A 17467-nucleotide genomic window follows, 5' to 3' on the forward strand; every position below is an offset into this window, starting at 1 on the left:
ATGTTTCATAAAAAATGTGTTGGAAAGATAAAATGAATAAAGGTGCTTATGATTTGAAGAAGTGACATTTTTTGCTATCATAAGAAGAGATAACCTAATCATCTTAATTCTTATTCTATGGGAAGAGGATACATAATTCAAAGGAGGAATGATGGAATGACAGCAAAGAGATGGGCTGCTTTGGGAATTGCTGCTGTTTTATTTGCATTTTCAGTAGGAATTAACTTTATGTCTACCTTGGCATCAACGAATTTTGAAGATACCTTTTCAAACTTGATGGCCACAGGCGACGATGCTTTTACTGAAGAAATCATTGAAACAGGAGAGTCTTTAAATAAAATTGCTGTATTAAATTTAAATGGGACGATTCAGGATACGGGTGAGAGTGGCTCATTATTAGCATCTTCTACATATAACCACAATCGTTTTATGAAATTATTAAACCATGTGAAAGATGATACCACTGTTAAAGGTGTTGTAATTAAAGTGAATACACCAGGTGGGGGTGTTGTTGAGAGCGCGCAAATTCACGATAAAATTGTTGAAATTCAAGAAGAGGCGAATAAACCTGTGTATATTTCTATGGGTTCTATGGCTGCGTCTGGTGGATATTATATTTCAGCTCCGGCGGAAAAAATCTTCGCTAGTGCAGATACAATGACAGGTTCATTAGGTGTCATTATGCAAGGGGTAAACATTACCGAACTTGCGGATAAGATAGGCGTTGAATTCAATACAATCAAAAGTGGCGAATTTAAAGACATTATGAGTCAAACGAGAGAAATGACTAAAGAAGAACAAAACATTTTACAAGAAATGATAGATAATGCTTACCAAGGATTCGTAGAGGTTATTGCTTCTGGGCGGGAGATGTCAGAAAATCAAGTCCGTGAACTAGCAGATGGTCGTATTTATGATGGTCGTCAAGCATTAGATAAACAATTAATTGACGGATTAGGCTATGCAGAAGATGTCATTAATAAAATGAAAAACGATGTCGGCTTAGAAAACGCTGCAGTTATTCAATATAGCGATAATGTTGGTTTCGGCTCACTTCTTAGTGTGGCAGCAAATAAAGTTGCTGGGAATGATCTGCAAATGGAAGGTGTAATGAAGCTTCTTACACAGCCGAATTCCCCACGCCTAATGTATTTATATGCTGAATAGAAAGGAGGCCTATTTGCATGCATAATCAAGACGAATCCGAAAATAAGGAATTGCTGCAACAAGAAGAAGGTTATGAACAAGCAGTGCCTTCCGAATTGATGACTGTGACTGAAGAGTATCGTTTAGCGGGGTTTTGGATGAGATTTTGGGCGTATTTATTAGATTGGCTAATAATTGGTAGCATTAATAGTATCCTGATTTACCCTGTTTTTAGAGCTTTAGATGTTTCTTTAGATAACTCGTCTTACTTTTCTGCTGTTGCGATTGCAACCACATTGACCTTCTATCTGTATTTTGTTCTTATGACGAAATACCTCGGGCAAACATTAGGAAAAATGGTATTCGGTTTAAGAGTCGTACAAATAGATGGAGGGAAGCTTTCGTGGGGAACGATTCTTTTTAGAGAGTGGATTGGTCGCTTCATCTCAGGTACAGTGATGATGCTTCCTTACCTTGTCGTAGCTTTTCATCCAAAAAAGAAGGGCATACATGACCTATTTGCAGATACAACCGTTGTCCATGAGAGATAATTGAATAGCTCGGTATATAAAAAGTCATTCCTTTAAGGGGTGGCTTTTTGTTATGTGAAATAATCAGTGTATGTAATTAACCCAAGCTCACTGCTTAGCTTTTTATATTGTCTACTTGACAGGGGCAAGACCAATATGGGGCTATCTAACTAAAGCCCCGTTAGTTAGTTAAATAAGAGTTTTTACAAATCCTATGCTTTTTGCTTCATATCCCATATTTTTATAAAATGGATGTGCATTATCTGTTCTGTACGATTTCCACTATTTAAACCAATCCCATCAGCACCTGAAATTATTGCAATGCTTTCGGCTTCAGTTAATAAACGCCTTCCTATTCCTTTACTTCTAAATTTGGAAACCTCTACAAAAGCAATTACACGAGCGTATATACCATCTTTGTTATAAAGGACACCAGTATGAAATCTAACCATTCCAACAACTTTTTCTTTATAGATTGCAACTAAAGTATAATGGTTTGTAGTAGCTTCAATATTATTAAACCTAATCCTCATTTGCTCTATTGAGTTCTGATAACCAAGTTGGTCCATTAATGATGCTAATTCTTTTATATCATTTGAAGTTGCTTTTCTAATCTCCATTTGTTTCTTCCCCTAAAATCAAATCAATAATATATTCCATATATTTTCAGAGAAATCTTTGTTGAATTAACCTGCTTACTCTAGTGAAATTACCTTATAAAGGTGGGCTTTCATTCCATCAAATGCGTTTTGAAATGCTTCTTTCTTTGTATTTTCCCTTTTCACACCATAAAGAAGCACTAATAATATCCATTAGTGCTATAATTATCTTGTTGAAGGAGGTGAAAGAATGATAAAAAGAAAATTAGTTACCTCACTTTTAACATTTTTTATATCTACCTTAATAATTACTCTATTGGTTCCGATTGATATTTTATTAGGTGAATATAATGAACCACGCGATTTTTTCATTTTTTTTGATGACTTTATAATTTACTCTATTTATATTGGAGCTGGAATTTTTCTTTATGGTTTACCTTTATCGATTGTCATAGAAAAAATATTAAAGAAATCTAAAGAAGCACGTTTTTTCTTTACGTTTGCGTTCCATCTTCTATTAGGAATTATCCCTTTTTTTTTATTATGGTTTTTCACCTTGTTTTCAGTAATGATATCAGTTTTATTCTTTATTGTTGACGAAATCTTGAGGACTATAAATAGTAAAAGCTTTAAAAAATAAGATCATGGTATTTTTCTACACCAAGGGTAGTAATTGTTTTTCAAAAAGAAAAAGCTTTTTACTAATTAATGTAATAAGGCTTTTTCTTTTTTTATCGTTATTATTGTTAATATGAGAATTAAACCTGTGATTTGGTTCATATGGCCATAAATACTTAATCCCTTTATTTGCAATAGCATGAATTCTATTAGAAACATCAGAGTTTGGTATAAAAATATACATTTCATGGGACGGAGCTTGATCATGTTGGCCGGTTATATTGTAACTACTAATTTTATATACAGTGGCTTGATATGTATAAGTAATATCTGGTGAAAGGGCATCTCCGAAAGGTATTCCTACATCATGTTTTAGTTGATAATTAACTCTTGTTGAATTTTTACTATGTTACTTATTTTAATAAATGTAGCAGGTGCTGTACCAACCCAAAGTGGTCTATAAGAATAATCATAGAAGAAAGTAGAGTTAACCCTTTTGCGAAGCTAATTGGTACCAAAAGAGCAATAAAATTTGGAGATGTTAATTTGAGAAAGTTTAACCAAAGGTAAAAATGACCATACTAATTGCTTGAAAGGCAGGGGTGCTCATTATGGTATGGTTCATCATTATTGCTGGTCTTATTTTTTTCTTTTTCCTTCTCATGTTTGCAATATTTTTTTCTAAACTCTCCATTACTGTTCATTTTTATTATTACGATAAACAAAGTCACCTCAGTATAAAGTTAAAATTTTGGAAATGGCTCAAGTATACAATTGATATCCCTTTGATGGAAGTGGATCCGCAAAATGCAGAAATTAAGTTAAAGGAAGAAAAGACAGCATCAGGAGGAGAGACGAAAGAGGACTCGAAGAATATTACTGCAGAAGATTTGTTAAACAGCTTTAAGGATATGGATGAGCTCTTAAAGCATGTCGTTTCTTTTTATCATATTATTCGCCATTTCATGAGTAAGGTCATTGTTCGTCAGCTGCGTTGGCATACAGTTATTGGTGTAGGAAATGCAGCGTTAACGGGTGTCTTAACTGGTGGGTTTTGGTCTGTTAAAGGCAGTATAATTGGTGTGTTAAGCCATTATATGAAATTAAAGACTAGACCAGATATTGCTATTTCACCACAGTTTCAATTTGCGGTCGCTCAAACCTCTTTCATATGTATGATTCAATTTCGTATCGGGCATGCTATGCTTGCAGGATTTAAACTGATTAAATTTTGGAAAGGTGGCAAAGCTCATTTTAAGACAAGCCAGCTTTCTATTTTATCAGGTGATAAACCTAAAACATACTAGATGAGAAGGGGCGATTGAGAATGTCTGATCATCCAATACAAGGCTTGATGACAACTGCAATGGAAAACTTGAAAGAAATGGTGGATGTAAATACGATCATTGGTGACCCAGTGGAAACACCAGATGGCAGTGTGATTATTACAGTTTCAAAAGTGGGCTTTGGTTTTGCTGCTGGAGGCTCGGAGTTTATGATGGATGGAAGCAAAAAAGATAGTAATGATAGTGAATCCAAAGGCCATCCTTTTGGAGGAGGTAGCGGTGGAGGTGTTTCTATCACGCCAATCGCATTCCTTATAGTTAACTCTCATGAAGTAAAAATGGTTCACTTAGATGAGAGCACCCATCTTTATGAAAAAATCTTAGATTTAGCACCTCAAGCAGTTGATAAAATCCAACATTTATTTAATAAGAAGGAACATAAAGAAGAATCATCACAAGAGAAAGAGCATCAAGACAAAAGTAATTTAGACTTTTAAACAAATATGTTTCAATCAAAAATCTGAACAATATTCAAAGGTAAAAGGTTTTGAATCGTTCAGATTTTTCCTTATGCCTGCCTTTCATCGGATTCATTTCAATTGCAAAAAAGATTCTGAAAAGCTATCATTTAAACGTACATACTTATAAATAAAGGAGGAAGTTATGATGGCATCAGTTACATTTAAAGGGAATCCTGTTACACTGCTAGGAAATGAAGTGAAAGTTGGGTATCAGGCACCTCAGTTCTCTGTCTTAGCCAATGATTTATCTGAAGTAACTTTAGCTAATACAAAAGGGAAAATCCGTTTAATTAGTGTGGTTCCTTCTGTTGATACAGGCGTTTGTGATGCACAAACAAGAAAGTTTAATGAAGAAGCATCAGGACTGAACAATGTTGAGGTATTAACCATTAGCGTGGACCTTCCATTTGCTCAAAAACGCTGGTGTGCTGCTTCCGGATTAGAAAATGTACAAACTCTTTCAGATCATAGAGATTTATCTTTTGGTGAAGCGTATGGTGTTGTAATGCAAGAGCTTCGTTTGTTAGCTCGTTCGGTATTTGTTGTAGATTCCAATGACCAAGTGGTTTATGTAGAATATGTTGGAGAAGGAACAGATCATCCAAACTATGAAGAAGCAATTGAAGCAGCAAAATCAGCAAAATAAGTAGGATCATTTGATGAAGCACGAGCAGTTTCTGAATCATTTTCAGAAATGGCTTGTGCTTTTTTAGTACAATCCTTCTTTTGCCATTTTCTGTCCTATCAGTTGTCACTTTGCAGCTCTCCCGTTGAAAAAAAATATTCACTGCTTCGTCTGAACAACATGGTCCTCCTCTAGTACAGAACTACCATTCATTGAATTCAATAGTTAGAATATATGAAATAAACTTCATCACTTGAGAATGGTGATAAAGCTAGGTACAATAAGGAGATATAGTATAGGAACGGGAGCGATGATGACCAATGAAAGTTTTGCCGGTGGAAGAAGTATTTACATTATTAAATGAAACGGCGGAGTTATTGAAGGAAGAATTAAATATCACATATCTTGAGGCATTAGCAGAAACGGGAGAAAATGTATTTCAAGGTGCAATACTTCAAGAGGAACTGAGTGAACTGACAACGAAGCGTCTTGAGAAAAGTTATGAATCCTTTCATATGAGTAAATTTACAAAAGAAGATTTAAGAAAGGGATTTCAACTTTCCATCCTTAAAGGCATGAAAGAAAATGTTCAACCTAACCATCAAATGACACCAGACTCTATAGGATTGTTAATGGGGTATTTAGTAAATAAGTTTATTGATCAATCTTCTTTTTCCTTATTAGACCCAGCAGTTGGAACCGGTAATCTCATTACAACAGTGATGAATGCACAATCTGGTAAAATGGTAGAAGCAACAGGTGTGGAAATTGATGACCTCTTGATTAAACTTGCGTATGTGAATGCGAACTGGCAGGAACATCCAATCCGCTTCTACAATCAAGATAGCTTAGAGCCGTTATTTATCAATGAGGTAGATGTGGTTGTAAGTGATTTACCTGTTGGCTATTATCCAAACGATTTACGCGCGCAAGATTATGAGCTTAAGGCTGATGAAGGTCATGCGTATGCCCATCACTTATTTATAGAACAAAGCTTTAAACATGTAAAAGAAGGTGGATTTCTGTTCTTATTAATTCCAAACGGTCTGTTTGAAAGTCCACAAGCTCCAAAGTTACATGACTTTTTGAAGAAGTACGCAATAATTCAAGGCTTATTACATTTACCAATGAACTTATTCAAAAATGAACAAGCAGCTAAAAGTATATTTATCCTTCAGAAAAAAGGGAAAGCTGTCAAACCTCCGAAAGAGTCATTACTTGTCAATCTGCCTTCCTTGTCAAAAGCAGATGACGTTGATCGTGTTTTAACAAAAGTGAGTAATTGGATTAAAGAAAACAAAGGTTCATAAAATGATGAAGGATTTCGGTAAAAAATAGCCGAGGTCCTTTTTCGTTTTTGCAGATTCTAAAGATGATACTTATTAAGTTATGTGATACGGAAGTCTATTTTATCTAATACAATATTCCGAATTTAACTACTTTCTATTTCCTGTTATAATTCCTTGAAATATGATGTAACTCATGTTTAAATGAATTTTTGATGAGATAAACTTCGATCAATAAACGATGTTTTTATAAATAACTTAGGAAATATTAGATATAAGGAAGTGAATCATTTGACTAAAATTATGGCCATTAATGCAGGTAGTTCTTCTTTGAAATTTCAATTATTCGATATGCCAGAAGAAAAAGTAATTACAAAAGGAATAGTAGAAAGAATTGGATTAGAACATGCGGTCTTTACAATAGTAGTGAACGGTGAAAAAAGAACAAAAGAACTAGAGATTCCCAATCATGAAGTAGCTGTGCAATTACTTTTGCATGAGTTAACAGCACATGAAATTATTGCTGAACTTGACGAAATCGTTGGTGTAGGTCATCGTGTAGTTCACGGTGGAGAAGACTTCTCACAATCCGTGTTGATTACAGATGAAGTGATGGATAAAATCAGTAAACTATCTGATTTAGCTCCGCTGCATAATCCTGCAAATTTAACGGGGATTTTAGCATTCAAACAGGCATTACCAGATGTTCCAGCAGTAGCGGTTTTTGATACAGCCTTCCATCAATCCATGCCGGAAAGTTCTTACTTATACAGTCTTCCGTATCGTTATTATACTGAGTATGATATAAGAAAGTATGGATTCCACGGAACGTCACATAAATATGTATCGGAACGAGCAGCTGAATTGTTAGGGAGACCGCTTGAGCAATTACGATTAATTTCTTGCCACTTAGGTAATGGTGCGAGTATTGCAGCGATTGAAAGTGGAAAGTCTATTGATACATCCATGGGCTTTACACCATTAGCTGGCGTAACGATGGGAACGAGATCAGGAGATATTGACCCTGCGCTTATTCCGTTTATCATGCAAAAAACGGAGAAGTCAGCAGATGAAGTGTTAGATGTGTTAAATAAACAAAGTGGCATGCTTGGTGTTACTGGTTTTTCAAGTGATTTAAGAGATATTGAGACGGCGGCGGAAGAGGGCAATGATCGTGCCGAATTAGCATTAGAAATATTCGCAAACCATATTCATAAATATATCGGTTCATATGCAGCGAAAATGTATGGTGTCGATGCGATTATCTTTACAGCTGGTATCGGTGAAAACAGTGATGTTGTAAGAGAAAGAGTATTAAGGGGACTGGAGTTTATGGGTGTTTATTGGGATCCTGCACTTAATAAAGTCCGTGGTCGTGAGGCGTTTATAAACTATCCGCATAGTCCGGTAAAAGTCATCATCATTCCTACAAACGAAGAAGTAATGATTGCAAGAGATACGATTGAATTAATATCATAATGTAATTAACATTCGCTCCGGCTCCCCTTTTTGGTGGAGTCGGTTTTTGTATTTGGAAGAAAATAGTTAAGGGAATGAAATGCTATATTAACAGATAGAAGACCAGGAAAGATAGCAGTAGATCGTTCTCCACTTTCCATAAAGAATATCAAGTCGTTAACTTAGTTATCCTTCACTAAAGAATCTGATAGTCTAATCAGTCTGGCTAATAAGAGCAACGTGCTTATTATTAGTTAATTTGCTATACTATTAACAAAATCTAGTAGCGAATGGAGGATAAGGAGATGTCATTATCTACACGTGAACAAATGGTACTTAATGAAATCCGTGAATGGGAAAATCAATTATATAGCTACGAAGCGAATGATATTGAGCGTTCATATGAACATTATCTAGAATACTCTTTTTCATTATTATCAGAAAATGTACAAAAACAAGTGTTTTCTCTGATGGATAGTTGGATGTTTCATTTACATGCACTTATCCAAGGGTCACAATTACAGCTTGATGCAAAAGAAAGAATTTTATCTTCAGGTAGGATTTTCCAAAAGGATATTGATACATTACATGATATGCATACTTTGACGATTGATCAATTATCATACATAGCTAAACAGCAAATTGCTAGACACCGTATGTATTCTTTAGCACAAGGTGGTGCGACAGGAACGGGTGGGCTGATGATGCTAGGAAGTGATATTCCGGCAATGGCTGTCATCAATTTAAGAGCCGTTCAGTTAATTGCCATGACTTATGGTGTCGAAGTAAATACACCATTTGAAATGATGAGTTCATTAAAAGTCTTTCATGCCGCTACCTTACCAAGGAGAATCCAAGGAGAAGCTTGGGATGACTTAATGAAGGACTTAGACCAGCATGACGATTTATATTTTTATGAGGGAAAAGAAGAATTAACAGATATTACGTGGTTAGAACAACCGATGAAGCAAATGTTTAAAGCGGTAGCGATTGTTTTACTCAGAAAGAAGACGTTACAAGGAATACCAGTCATCAGTATGGCAATAGGCGCGGGTACTAATTACCAATTAACAAGAAATGTAACGGACTTTGCTCATAAGTATTATCAGTATCGCTATTTATTAAAAAAGTCAGGGTGATTGTAAACGATGAGCGTAACGGAACATATGAAGGCTTCGTTAACTGTAGGCTGTAAAGTCATCACAGTCAGTGATACAAGAGATAAGGAAACAGATAAAAGTGGACAATTAATGATTGCATTACTTGAGCAAGCGGGTCATAAAGTGAATGCCTATGAAATTGTCAAAGACGAAAGTGAGGCAATTGAACAAAGTGTACGAGCTGGATATGACCAAGAGGATGTTGATATAATATTAACGAATGGTGGTACAGGTATTGCTTTACGCGATGTCACAATTGAAACGGTGCAACGTTTGTTTGATAAAAAAATTGATGGCTTCGGTGAGCTATTTCGCATGCTTAGTTATACCGAGGATATCGGTTCTAGTGCCATGATGTCGAGAGCGATAGCGGGTGTAATTAAACATAAAGCGGTGTTTTGTACACCTGGATCCTCTGGTGCTGTCAAATTAGCGATGAACAAATTGATATTGCCTGAGATCAGTCATGTCGTGAAAGAGTTACGTAAAGATTTATATTAAAGAGAGTGGTCCGAACCATTAGCGTTCGGGCCTATTCATTAAAAGTGACCTTTAAGCGTTACCTCTTGGTCAGTCCGGAACCAAAGCCATAATTCATTTATTTGTGAGGCTAATTCGGCAATTTCGTGATTGAGTTTACAAGAAGTTTCAAAATCACTTTCATTGGAGAGCTCTTCTTGTTTCCTATTAATGATGCTTTCTATATTTTTTATACGGTCTGGGATTTTACCACGAACGGTTTCCCAATGAACTAAAATTTGTTGTTGCTCAATTGAAGTTAATGCCTCCCAATCCTTTTGTATTGTTGGTAAATCAATAGATAACCTTTGATTGAACGTAAAATGTTGTTGCATTGTTTGCCCCCTCCCTAAAATCTTTATTATTTATAAGTGTATCTTCTTTTTCAAATCATAGCTATATACCCTTCCATTTGCTTGGCCAAGTGAATATAGTAAAAGTAATCATATTGAGAAAGGAATGGCAAGTAATGAAAAATATCTTCTGGATTCTTCTATTTATTCTGCTTTGCCTTTCTCCATCCCCTTCTAATGCTAAAGCGAATACAAACACCATGCAAGCAAAAAAAGTACATTATAGGCAATTGCAAAAAGGGCTGCCTGAAGATGTTGGTATCAGTAGTGAGCGTTTAAAAGTTGTGGATGAATGTATAACAACGGAAATATCTCGTGGTTTTCCAGGCGCTGTTTTAGTAATCATTAAGGATGGAAAAATTATTAAAGAATCAGCGTATGGCTTTGCTAAACAATATGTTGGACATTCCGTATTATCGGAACCATTAAAAATGAAAACAACAACCATTTTTGACCTCGCATCAAATACAAAAATGTTCAGTACAAATTTTGCTATGCAACGGTTGGTTTCCCAAGGAAAAGTTGACTTGAAGCAATCTGTCCAATATTATTTACCAGCATTTAAAGACAGTGACAATGATGTGATAAAAGGAAAAGCAACGATAACAGTAACCGATCTGTTGCAGCATACTGCTGGACTACCAAGCAGTATACATTATCACGATCCAAAAAAAGCAGGCGTCCTATATTCTCAAGATAGAGAGTTAACTAAAAAGATGGTCGTAGCTACACCACTGAACCATCCGCCCCATACAACACAAATATATAGTGATATTGATTATATGCTATTAGGGATGATTATTGAAGAAGTGACGAATATAGCATTAGACGACTATGTTGAAAAGGAAATCTATAACCCCCTTGGCCTTATTCATACTAAGTATAATCCTTTACAAAAAGGAGAAAGACAAAATGAATTTGCCGCAACCGAGTTATTTGGTAATACAAGAGATGGTGCCATTTCTTTTCCTCATATAAGGAAGCATACATTACAAGGCGAAGTTCATGATGAGAAGGCATTTTATAGTATGGCGGGTGTATCAGGGCACGCTGGACTATTTTCTACTGGTAGGGAAATGGCTGTATTATTACAAGTGATGTTAAATGGAGGCGGCTACGGGAATATTGAACTTTTTAATCAGTCAACTATCAATCAGTTTACAACCCCTTCATCCCCTGGCTCTTCTTTTGCATTAGGTTGGAGGATCAATAGTGACGATCATATGCATCAATTCTTTAGTGAAAGTGCACCGAGCACTGCCATTGGTCACACAGGCTGGACAGGAACAATGACGGTCATTGATAAGGAAAATCAGCTTGGCATATGTTTACTAACAAATAAAAGACACTCACATGTAATTGATCCTCAAAAGAATCCAAATGTTTTTGCAGGTGATCAGTCAGCTATTAGTAATTATGGGAAGGTAATAGACCTTATTTATAAGGCAATAATCTCTTAGCAATCATTGCTATAAATAAATAAAAACGAGAGTAAGGAAACTAAGATAAAAGCCAATAAGGTTTTTATCTTTTTTTTATAATAGTTTGTAATGTATGCTGGAATTTTTGCTTCCTCTCTACCCTTTCACTTGTTTCGATTGGACGGATATTTATGTGGGTTTATGCATTTATGGATATTTTATAGAAATTGTAGATAACCTATTGCAATTTTAGGGAAAGGTTGTTAAAGTATTAACATAATCAGTTGAATAAAAATATAAGTTATTGAATATTTATACGTACTTACTTCAAGGAGGAAATAAAAAATGTCAAATCCAAAAGTTGTTCTTGCCTATTCAGGCGGTTTAGATACTTCAGTTGCAATTAAATGGTTAGGAGATCAAGGTTACGCTGTTGTTGCTTGTTGTCTAGATGTTGGTGAAGGAAAAGACCTTGATTTCGTAAAAGAAAAAGCACTTCAGGTAGGTGCAGTTGCTTCTTACGTGATTGATGCAAGAGAGGAATTCGCGCAAGAATTTGCCCTTGTAGCCTTACAAGCACATGCTTTATATGAAAATAAATATCCATTAGTATCAGCGCTTTCTCGCCCGTTGATTGCAAAAAAATTAGTAGAAGTAGCTGAAAAAGAAGGTGCGGTTGCTGTTGCTCACGGCTGTACGGGTAAAGGTAATGATCAGGTCCGTTTTGAAGTGGCGATTGCGGGATTAAATCCTGACTTAGAAGTCTTAGCACCAGTGCGTGATTGGAAATGGTCTCGTGAAGAAGAAATTGCTTATGCAAAAGAAAATGGTATTCCTGTACCGATTCAGTTAGATTCTCCATACTCAATTGACCAAAACTTATGGGGAAGAAGTAATGAGTGCGGAATTCTCGAAGATCCTTGGGCAGCACCACCAGAAGATGCATATGATTTAACAAATAGTCTTGAAAATACGCCAGATACACCAGAAATCATTGAAATCGGTTTTGAAGAAGGTGTACCTGTGACATTAAACGGGAAATCATATATGCTTTCTCAGCTAATTACAGAATTAAATTACATTGCTGGAAAACATGGCGTTGGCCGTATTGACCATGTGGAGAACCGATTAGTAGGTATTAAATCACGTGAAATTTATGAAGTGCCAGGTGCTACTACTTTAATGAAAGCACATAAAGAGCTGGAAGATTTAACACTTGTAAAAGAATTAGCACATTTTAAACCAATTATTGAAAAGCAGGTCGCTGAATTAATCTATAACGGACTTTGGTTCTCTCAATTAAGAACAGCTCTTCAAGCATTCTTAAAAGAGTCGCAAAAATACGTAACAGGTACAGTAAGAGTGAAATTATTTAAAGGCCATGCGATTGTTGAAGGAAGAAAATCTCCTTATTCTTTATACGATGAAAAACTTGCCACATACACTTCTGATGATGAATTTGATCATAATGCAGCGATCGGTTTCATTAAATTATGGGGTCTACCAACAAAAGTACAAAGTGCGGTGCAAGGCAACAAGAAGGTGACAGTGTGAAGAAACTTTGGGGAGGCAGATTCACCAAATCTGCTGAAGAATGGGTCGATGAATTTGGCGCATCCATCTCCTTTGATCAGGAGCTAGTACAAGAAGATTTGCAAGGAAGCATTGCTCATGTGACAATGCTTTCTGCAAATGGCATTATTAGCGAAGAGGATGCTGAAAAAATTAAATCTGGCTTGCAAACATTACAAGAAAAAGCTGCTAATGAGGAAATTGAATATTCAGTTAAACTTGAAGATATTCACCTTAATTTAGAAAGTGCATTAACTGAACTTGTCGGTCCTGTTGGTGGAAAGCTACATACAGCTCGTAGCCGTAACGACCAGGTTGCTACTGATATGCATTTATATTTAAAGAAGCAGGTTCAAACAATTCTTATGCTTGTTGAAGAACTGCAAAATGCATTACTCACACAAGCGGAAGCGAACGTTGAAACAGTGATGCCAGGATATACTCATTTACAAAGAGCGCAACCCATTTCATTTGCTCATCACTTAATGGCATACTTCTGGATGCTTGATCGTGATAAACAACGTTATGAAGAAAGCATGAAACGTATTAACGTTTCTCCACTTGGAGCTGGTGCATTGGCTGGAACAACTTTTCCGATTGATCGCTATCAAACAGCCGAATTGCTTGGTTTTGAAGGGATTTATGAAAACAGCTTAGATGCTGTGAGTGATCGCGATTTTATTCTGGAATTTTTATCTACAAGTTCAACACTTATGATGCATCTATCCCGATTAAGTGAAGAACTCATTCTCTGGTCAAGTCAAGAATTCCAATTCATTGAATTAGATGATAGTTTCGCAACAGGAAGCAGTATTATGCCACAAAAGAAGAATCCGGATATGGCTGAGTTAATACGCGGCAAAACGGGACGAGTATACGGAAATCTTATGGGCATGTTGACTGTTTTAAAAGGCTTACCACTTGCTTATAACAAAGATATGCAAGAAGATAAGGAAGGCATGTTTGATACAGTCAAAACGGTTGTTGGTTCACTAAAAATCTTTGTCGGCATGATTGAGACAATGAAGGTGAAAACAACGCAAATGGAGAAGGCGACAAAGAATGACTTCTCTAATGCAACTGAATTAGCTGATTATCTTTCAAGTAAAGGAGTCCCATTCCGTGAAGCGCATGAAATCGTTGGTAAGCTTGTGCTTACTTGCGTGCAAAAAGGTTGTTTCTTAATGGATCTATCACTTGAGGAATATAGAGACGTGAATGATTTATTTGAAGAAGATATTTATAGGGTGCTTGATCCATATACTGCTGTTGAAAGAAGAAATAGCGCAGGTGGAACAGGCTTCGACCAGGTAAGAATCGCTATCGATAAAGCGAAAGCCAAGCTAAATACAGAAGAGCATGCGTAAGTGCGCATGCTCTTCTTCGCTATTTTTATGAGTGCTTCTCTGCTACGCTTGCCTCTCCGCTTTTTTGCTTTGCGGATTTATTCGGCCTGACCACAAGTACATCGCAAGGGGCGTGGCGTGTAATGTATTCTGATACACTACCAATTAAGAAACGTTCAACAGCATTCAGCCCCGTTGCTCCACATATAATAAGATCGATTGGCTTTGTTTTGGCGATATCTTTCGTTATGATTATTTTGGGAGATCCATATTCGATTAAATACTCTACTTTAGTAACGTTTGCCTGTGTACAAACTTCTTTATAACGTGCCATTAAGTTTTCAGCAAATTCTGTAGCTCTAACAGACGTAGAGTGATCATAGGCTTCAATAGCATTGGTACGAGTATCAACAACATGAGCTAAAATGAGAGTGGCATCACTATTCTTCACCATTTCAATTGCTTGGTTAAATGCCTCATCTGCTTCTACTGAACCATCTACTGCGACTAAAATGTTTTCATAATGTTTACTCATTTAAATCTCCTCCTTTATCTATTATTATACATACCCTTTTTATGAATAAATGTAGCCATTTTTCAAACAATAATAAAGAAAAATAATGACAAAGGAGTGAACAATCTTGAAAAAAGAAGAAAGAAATGAATGGAACCAATTGTATGATGAAAATGAAGCAGAACAATCCATTAGCGATTCAATAATGGAAGCATATAACGGTGGGGCAGTTAGTCGCCAACAATTGACGAACGAAAACAATGAAGATGATTTAAGTTGAATAAACAAAGGCGTTTTGTCATATGACAAGCGCCTTTTATATGAGCTTGTAAACAAAAAATTCAATAAGCGTATATTTATTGTTAAAATAATTTTTGTGATGGATCTATTGTTGATAAGGCACGAATGCATATAGGTCATGTCCATTAATCGTAATTTATATTAGAATAGTATGATAGGGGAAAGATTTAGTAGAGGGAGAGAAGAAGATGGAGCAAAAAAAGCTTGATCCAAGATATAAAGTTGCCAATCGTGAAGCGCTTATCGGTGTCGGTATTGCGCTGGTCAACTTTTTCATATGGTATTCTTTTGCCTACGGTTTAGGTAGTAAGCCAGTTGAAGAGTATCAATTTATCTTAGGATTACCTTCGTGGTTTTTCTATAGCTGCGTGTTAGGTTTTCTAATGATTACTGTCATTGTTTGGTTGGTTGTGAAGTTCTTATTCTCTGATGTACCTTTTGAGGAGGAAGAACAATGAATTGGGGAGTGGCTATACCGTTAATTATTTTTTTATGTTCGCTATTCTTTTTTGGTATTTATGCGACAAAATATTTAAAACATGGGCCCGATTTTTTACAAGAATATTTTCTAGGTGGAAGAAATCTTGGTGGTTTATTATTGGCGATGACGATGGTCGCTACATATGGGAGTGCGTCAAGCTTCATCGGTGGACCTGGAATTGCTTATAACATGGGTCTTGGCTGGGTGTTATTGTCCATGTCACAAGTGGTAACAGGCTACTTTACACTTGCAATCTTAGGTAAAAAATTTGCGATTATCTCTAGGAAAACAAAAGCGGTTACTTTAAATGATTTCTTAAGAGAACGCTATCAAAGTAAATGGGTAGTCATCTTATCGTCAATTTGTATAGTTGTTTTCCTATTTGCTTCTATGTCGGCGCAGTGGATTGGTGGTGGCCGATTATTAGAATCATTTATGGGATTGTCGTATCAATCAGCACTTTTAATTTTTACATTATCTGTTCTCATTTTTGTTGTCATTGGTGGATTTCGTGCAGTTGCCATCACTGATACAGTTCTCGGTATGATCATGTTAATTGGTACCATTATTATTTTAGTAGGCACCATCATTGCTGGTGGTGGGGTACCGAATATTATGGAGAAATTAACAGCTGAAAATCCTAACCTGATTACACCTTTTGGTGCGGACGGTTCACTCACGCCTTTATATGTATCCAGTTTTTGGATCTTGGTTGGTGTTGGTGTTGTTGGTTTACCGCAAATTGCTGTCAGAGCAATGTCTTACAAAAACTCAAAGGCGATGCATACAGCGATGATTATTGGAACACTTGTTACAGGAGCTATTATGCTAGGTATGCACCTAACAGGTGTTTTTGCACGAGCAGTGCTTCCTGGAATTGAAGTAGGTGATACGGTGATGCCGCAATTGACCCTAACCATTTTACCATCATGGTTAGCTGGGATTGTGTTAGCGGCTCCGATTGCAGCGGTTATCTCAACAGTCAATGCATTGTTACTTCTTGTTAGTTCATCGTTGGTGAAAGATATTTACATAAATTATATTAACAACAATGCAACAGATCAGTTTATTAAAAGGTTGACGCTTTCCGTGACAGCCATTATTGGGATTCTTGTGTATATTGTCAGTATAGAGCCCCCTGATCTTCTTATCTGGCTTAATTTATTTGCTTTTGGAGGCTTAGAAGCAGCCTTTATTTGGCCAATTATTATGGGCCTTTATTGGAAAAAAGGAAATGCCTATGGGGCACTAGCTTCTATGATTGCAGGGGTAGGCAGTTATATTATCATTGATCGTTTATTTCCGGATTTATTAGGGATGCACCCGGTTGTTGTTCCCGTGTTCCTATCTTTCATTATTTATGTGGTTGTTAGTTTGTTCACCCAATATAAAAACCCAACGCAACAACAGCAGATCATCGAAAAATTTTGGTATGTTTCAAAGTAGTAATAATCGAAATCAAATGCAAAGTCAAACGAAACCTGAACAAACACAGTTTATCGTGTTTGTTCAGGTTATTTTTTTCTTTAATGCGTATTCTTTGAGCAAGTTAATTTATCAAGTAACAATGACATGATGATAAAAGTGATGGTTTCATTCCGATGTTTTTATTCTGAATGAAAATCATAGCAAGGAAATTGTTGTATTAAAATAATTATTTTCAGAATTATCTTGTTATTACGTTGAAGTGATGAAGTATGATAGTATTTATATGAATGCGTTTACATATCTA

The 17467-nt window shown here is 36.0% G+C and carries 19 protein-coding genes; 16 read left to right on the plus strand and 3 right to left on the minus strand.

Going from position 1 to position 17467, the window contains the following annotated elements; translation table 11 throughout:
* Positions 1 to 156: 156 nt before the first annotated feature.
* Both sppA and H9655_RS00805 read left to right on the plus strand, forming a co-directional pair.
* Complete coding sequence (gene sppA, locus H9655_RS00800) at positions 157 to 1167, plus strand: signal peptide peptidase SppA (protein WP_191809966.1); 1011 nt, start codon at positions 157 to 159, stop codon at positions 1165 to 1167.
* A gap of 17 nt (positions 1168 to 1184) precedes the next feature.
* On the plus strand, positions 1185 to 1697 hold the full coding sequence (locus H9655_RS00805) for an RDD family protein (RefSeq protein WP_191809968.1): 513 nt from the start codon (positions 1185 to 1187) through the stop codon (positions 1695 to 1697).
* A 191-nt stretch (positions 1698 to 1888) separates the two neighbouring features.
* Here H9655_RS00805 and H9655_RS00810 read toward each other — a convergent pair whose 3' ends face one another.
* The gene (locus H9655_RS00810; RefSeq protein WP_225230358.1) at positions 1889 to 2296 is read right to left on the minus strand and encodes a GNAT family N-acetyltransferase; all 408 of its coding nucleotides are present in this window, start codon (positions 2294 to 2296) and stop codon (positions 1889 to 1891) included.
* 229 nt (positions 2297 to 2525) lie between these two features.
* Here H9655_RS00810 and H9655_RS00815 point away from each other — a divergent pair, with 229 nt between their 5' ends.
* The 8 genes from H9655_RS00815 (at position 2526) to H9655_RS00850 (ending at position 9730) form a co-directional block, all read left to right on the plus strand.
* Positions 2526 to 2915, plus strand: a complete 390-nt coding sequence (locus H9655_RS00815) for a hypothetical protein (RefSeq protein WP_191809970.1) — start codon at positions 2526 to 2528, stop codon at positions 2913 to 2915.
* A 589-nt stretch (positions 2916 to 3504) separates the two neighbouring features.
* Positions 3505 to 4200, plus strand: coding sequence for a DUF2953 domain-containing protein (locus H9655_RS00820; protein ID WP_191809972.1), 696 nt, complete (start codon positions 3505 to 3507; stop codon positions 4198 to 4200).
* A gap of 20 nt (positions 4201 to 4220) precedes the next feature.
* Positions 4221 to 4676 carry a GerW family sporulation protein gene (gene ytfJ, locus H9655_RS00825; RefSeq protein WP_191809974.1) on the plus strand — a complete coding sequence of 152 codons (456 nt, stop codon included), beginning with the start codon at positions 4221 to 4223 and terminating at the stop codon, positions 4674 to 4676.
* A gap of 169 nt (positions 4677 to 4845) precedes the next feature.
* A complete protein-coding gene (tpx, locus tag H9655_RS00830) occupies positions 4846 to 5346 on the plus strand; it encodes a thiol peroxidase (protein ID WP_191809976.1) in 501 nt (166 codons plus the stop codon).
* 299 nt (positions 5347 to 5645) lie between these two features.
* Positions 5646 to 6635 carry a class I SAM-dependent methyltransferase gene (locus tag H9655_RS00835; RefSeq protein ID WP_191809978.1) on the plus strand — a complete coding sequence of 330 codons (990 nt, stop codon included), beginning with the start codon at positions 5646 to 5648 and terminating at the stop codon, positions 6633 to 6635.
* A 267-nt stretch (positions 6636 to 6902) separates the two neighbouring features.
* Positions 6903 to 8090 carry an acetate kinase gene (locus tag H9655_RS00840; protein ID WP_191809980.1) on the plus strand — a complete coding sequence of 396 codons (1188 nt, stop codon included), beginning with the start codon at positions 6903 to 6905 and terminating at the stop codon, positions 8088 to 8090.
* 284 nt (positions 8091 to 8374) lie between these two features.
* Positions 8375 to 9208: an EcsC family protein gene (locus H9655_RS00845; protein ID WP_191809982.1), complete on the plus strand. Its 834-nt coding sequence runs from the start codon at positions 8375 to 8377 to the stop codon at positions 9206 to 9208.
* 9 nt (positions 9209 to 9217) lie between these two features.
* Positions 9218 to 9730: a MogA/MoaB family molybdenum cofactor biosynthesis protein gene (locus H9655_RS00850; protein ID WP_191809984.1), complete on the plus strand. Its 513-nt coding sequence runs from the start codon at positions 9218 to 9220 to the stop codon at positions 9728 to 9730.
* A gap of 38 nt (positions 9731 to 9768) precedes the next feature.
* Here H9655_RS00850 and H9655_RS00855 read toward each other — a convergent pair whose 3' ends face one another.
* Entirely contained in the window at positions 9769 to 10083 is a 315-nt protein-coding gene (locus H9655_RS00855) for a hypothetical protein (protein ID WP_191809986.1), read from the minus strand.
* Between the two features lie 134 nt (positions 10084 to 10217).
* Here H9655_RS00855 and pbp4b point away from each other — a divergent pair, with 134 nt between their 5' ends.
* The 3 genes from pbp4b to argH all read left to right on the plus strand — a co-directional run bounded on the left by pbp4b (position 10218) and on the right by argH (position 14461).
* Positions 10218 to 11561, plus strand: a complete 1344-nt coding sequence (pbp4b, locus tag H9655_RS00860; protein WP_191809988.1) for a penicillin binding protein PBP4B — start codon at positions 10218 to 10220, stop codon at positions 11559 to 11561.
* Between the two features lie 306 nt (positions 11562 to 11867).
* Complete coding sequence (locus H9655_RS00865; protein ID WP_191809990.1) at positions 11868 to 13076, plus strand: argininosuccinate synthase; 1209 nt, start codon at positions 11868 to 11870, stop codon at positions 13074 to 13076.
* Positions 13073 to 14461, plus strand: a complete 1389-nt coding sequence (gene argH / locus H9655_RS00870) for an argininosuccinate lyase (protein WP_191809992.1) — start codon at positions 13073 to 13075, stop codon at positions 14459 to 14461. The genes H9655_RS00865 and argH overlap by 4 nt, the downstream gene beginning before the upstream one ends.
* A gap of 25 nt (positions 14462 to 14486) precedes the next feature.
* On the opposite strand, the gene H9655_RS00875 is transcribed toward argH, so the two are convergent.
* Positions 14487 to 14975 carry a universal stress protein gene (locus tag H9655_RS00875; RefSeq protein ID WP_191809994.1) on the minus strand — a complete coding sequence of 163 codons (489 nt, stop codon included), beginning with the start codon at positions 14973 to 14975 and terminating at the stop codon, positions 14487 to 14489.
* A gap of 106 nt (positions 14976 to 15081) precedes the next feature.
* Here H9655_RS00875 and H9655_RS00880 point away from each other — a divergent pair, with 106 nt between their 5' ends.
* From H9655_RS00880 to panF, 3 genes are all read left to right on the plus strand, one after another.
* Entirely contained in the window at positions 15082 to 15234 is a 153-nt protein-coding gene (locus H9655_RS00880; RefSeq protein WP_191809997.1) for a hypothetical protein, read from the plus strand.
* Between the two features lie 208 nt (positions 15235 to 15442).
* Positions 15443 to 15712 (plus strand): YhdT family protein, encoded by a 270-nt coding sequence (locus H9655_RS00885; protein ID WP_191809999.1) that lies wholly within the window; start codon positions 15443 to 15445, stop codon positions 15710 to 15712.
* The gene (gene panF / locus H9655_RS00890; RefSeq protein WP_191810001.1) at positions 15709 to 17181 is read left to right on the plus strand and encodes a sodium/pantothenate symporter; all 1473 of its coding nucleotides are present in this window, start codon (positions 15709 to 15711) and stop codon (positions 17179 to 17181) included. Before H9655_RS00885 ends, panF begins: the two co-directional genes overlap by 4 nt.
* Positions 17182 to 17467 lie beyond the last annotated feature (286 nt).

This window comes from Cytobacillus stercorigallinarum, from assembly GCF_014836495.1.
Taxonomy (GTDB): domain Bacteria; phylum Bacillota; class Bacilli; order Bacillales; family Cytobacillaceae; genus Cytobacillus; species Cytobacillus stercorigallinarum.

Coding starts and splice junctions, on each gene's coding strand:
- sppA (WP_191809966.1), top strand. CDS start 157: ATGACAGCAAAGAGATGGGCTGCTTTGGGAATTGCTGCTGTTTTATTT.
- H9655_RS00805 (WP_191809968.1), top strand. CDS start 1,185: ATGCATAATCAAGACGAATCCGAAAATAAGGAATTGCTGCAACAAGAA.
- H9655_RS00810 (WP_225230358.1), bottom strand. CDS start 2,296: ATGGAGATTAGAAAAGCAACTTCAAATGATATAAAAGAATTAGCATCA.
- H9655_RS00815 (WP_191809970.1), top strand. CDS start 2,526: ATGATAAAAAGAAAATTAGTTACCTCACTTTTAACATTTTTTATATCT.
- H9655_RS00820 (WP_191809972.1), top strand. CDS start 3,505: ATGGTATGGTTCATCATTATTGCTGGTCTTATTTTTTTCTTTTTCCTT.
- ytfJ (WP_191809974.1), top strand. CDS start 4,221: ATGTCTGATCATCCAATACAAGGCTTGATGACAACTGCAATGGAAAAC.
- tpx (WP_191809976.1), top strand. CDS start 4,846: ATGGCATCAGTTACATTTAAAGGGAATCCTGTTACACTGCTAGGAAAT.
- H9655_RS00835 (WP_191809978.1), top strand. CDS start 5,646: ATGAAAGTTTTGCCGGTGGAAGAAGTATTTACATTATTAAATGAAACG.
- H9655_RS00845 (WP_191809982.1), top strand. CDS start 8,375: ATGTCATTATCTACACGTGAACAAATGGTACTTAATGAAATCCGTGAA.
- H9655_RS00850 (WP_191809984.1), top strand. CDS start 9,218: ATGAGCGTAACGGAACATATGAAGGCTTCGTTAACTGTAGGCTGTAAA.
- H9655_RS00855 (WP_191809986.1), bottom strand. CDS start 10,083: ATGCAACAACATTTTACGTTCAATCAAAGGTTATCTATTGATTTACCA.
- pbp4b (WP_191809988.1), top strand. CDS start 10,218: ATGAAAAATATCTTCTGGATTCTTCTATTTATTCTGCTTTGCCTTTCT.
- H9655_RS00865 (WP_191809990.1), top strand. CDS start 11,868: ATGTCAAATCCAAAAGTTGTTCTTGCCTATTCAGGCGGTTTAGATACT.
- H9655_RS00875 (WP_191809994.1), bottom strand. CDS start 14,975: ATGAGTAAACATTATGAAAACATTTTAGTCGCAGTAGATGGTTCAGTA.
- H9655_RS00885 (WP_191809999.1), top strand. CDS start 15,443: ATGGAGCAAAAAAAGCTTGATCCAAGATATAAAGTTGCCAATCGTGAA.
- panF (WP_191810001.1), top strand. CDS start 15,709: ATGAATTGGGGAGTGGCTATACCGTTAATTATTTTTTTATGTTCGCTA.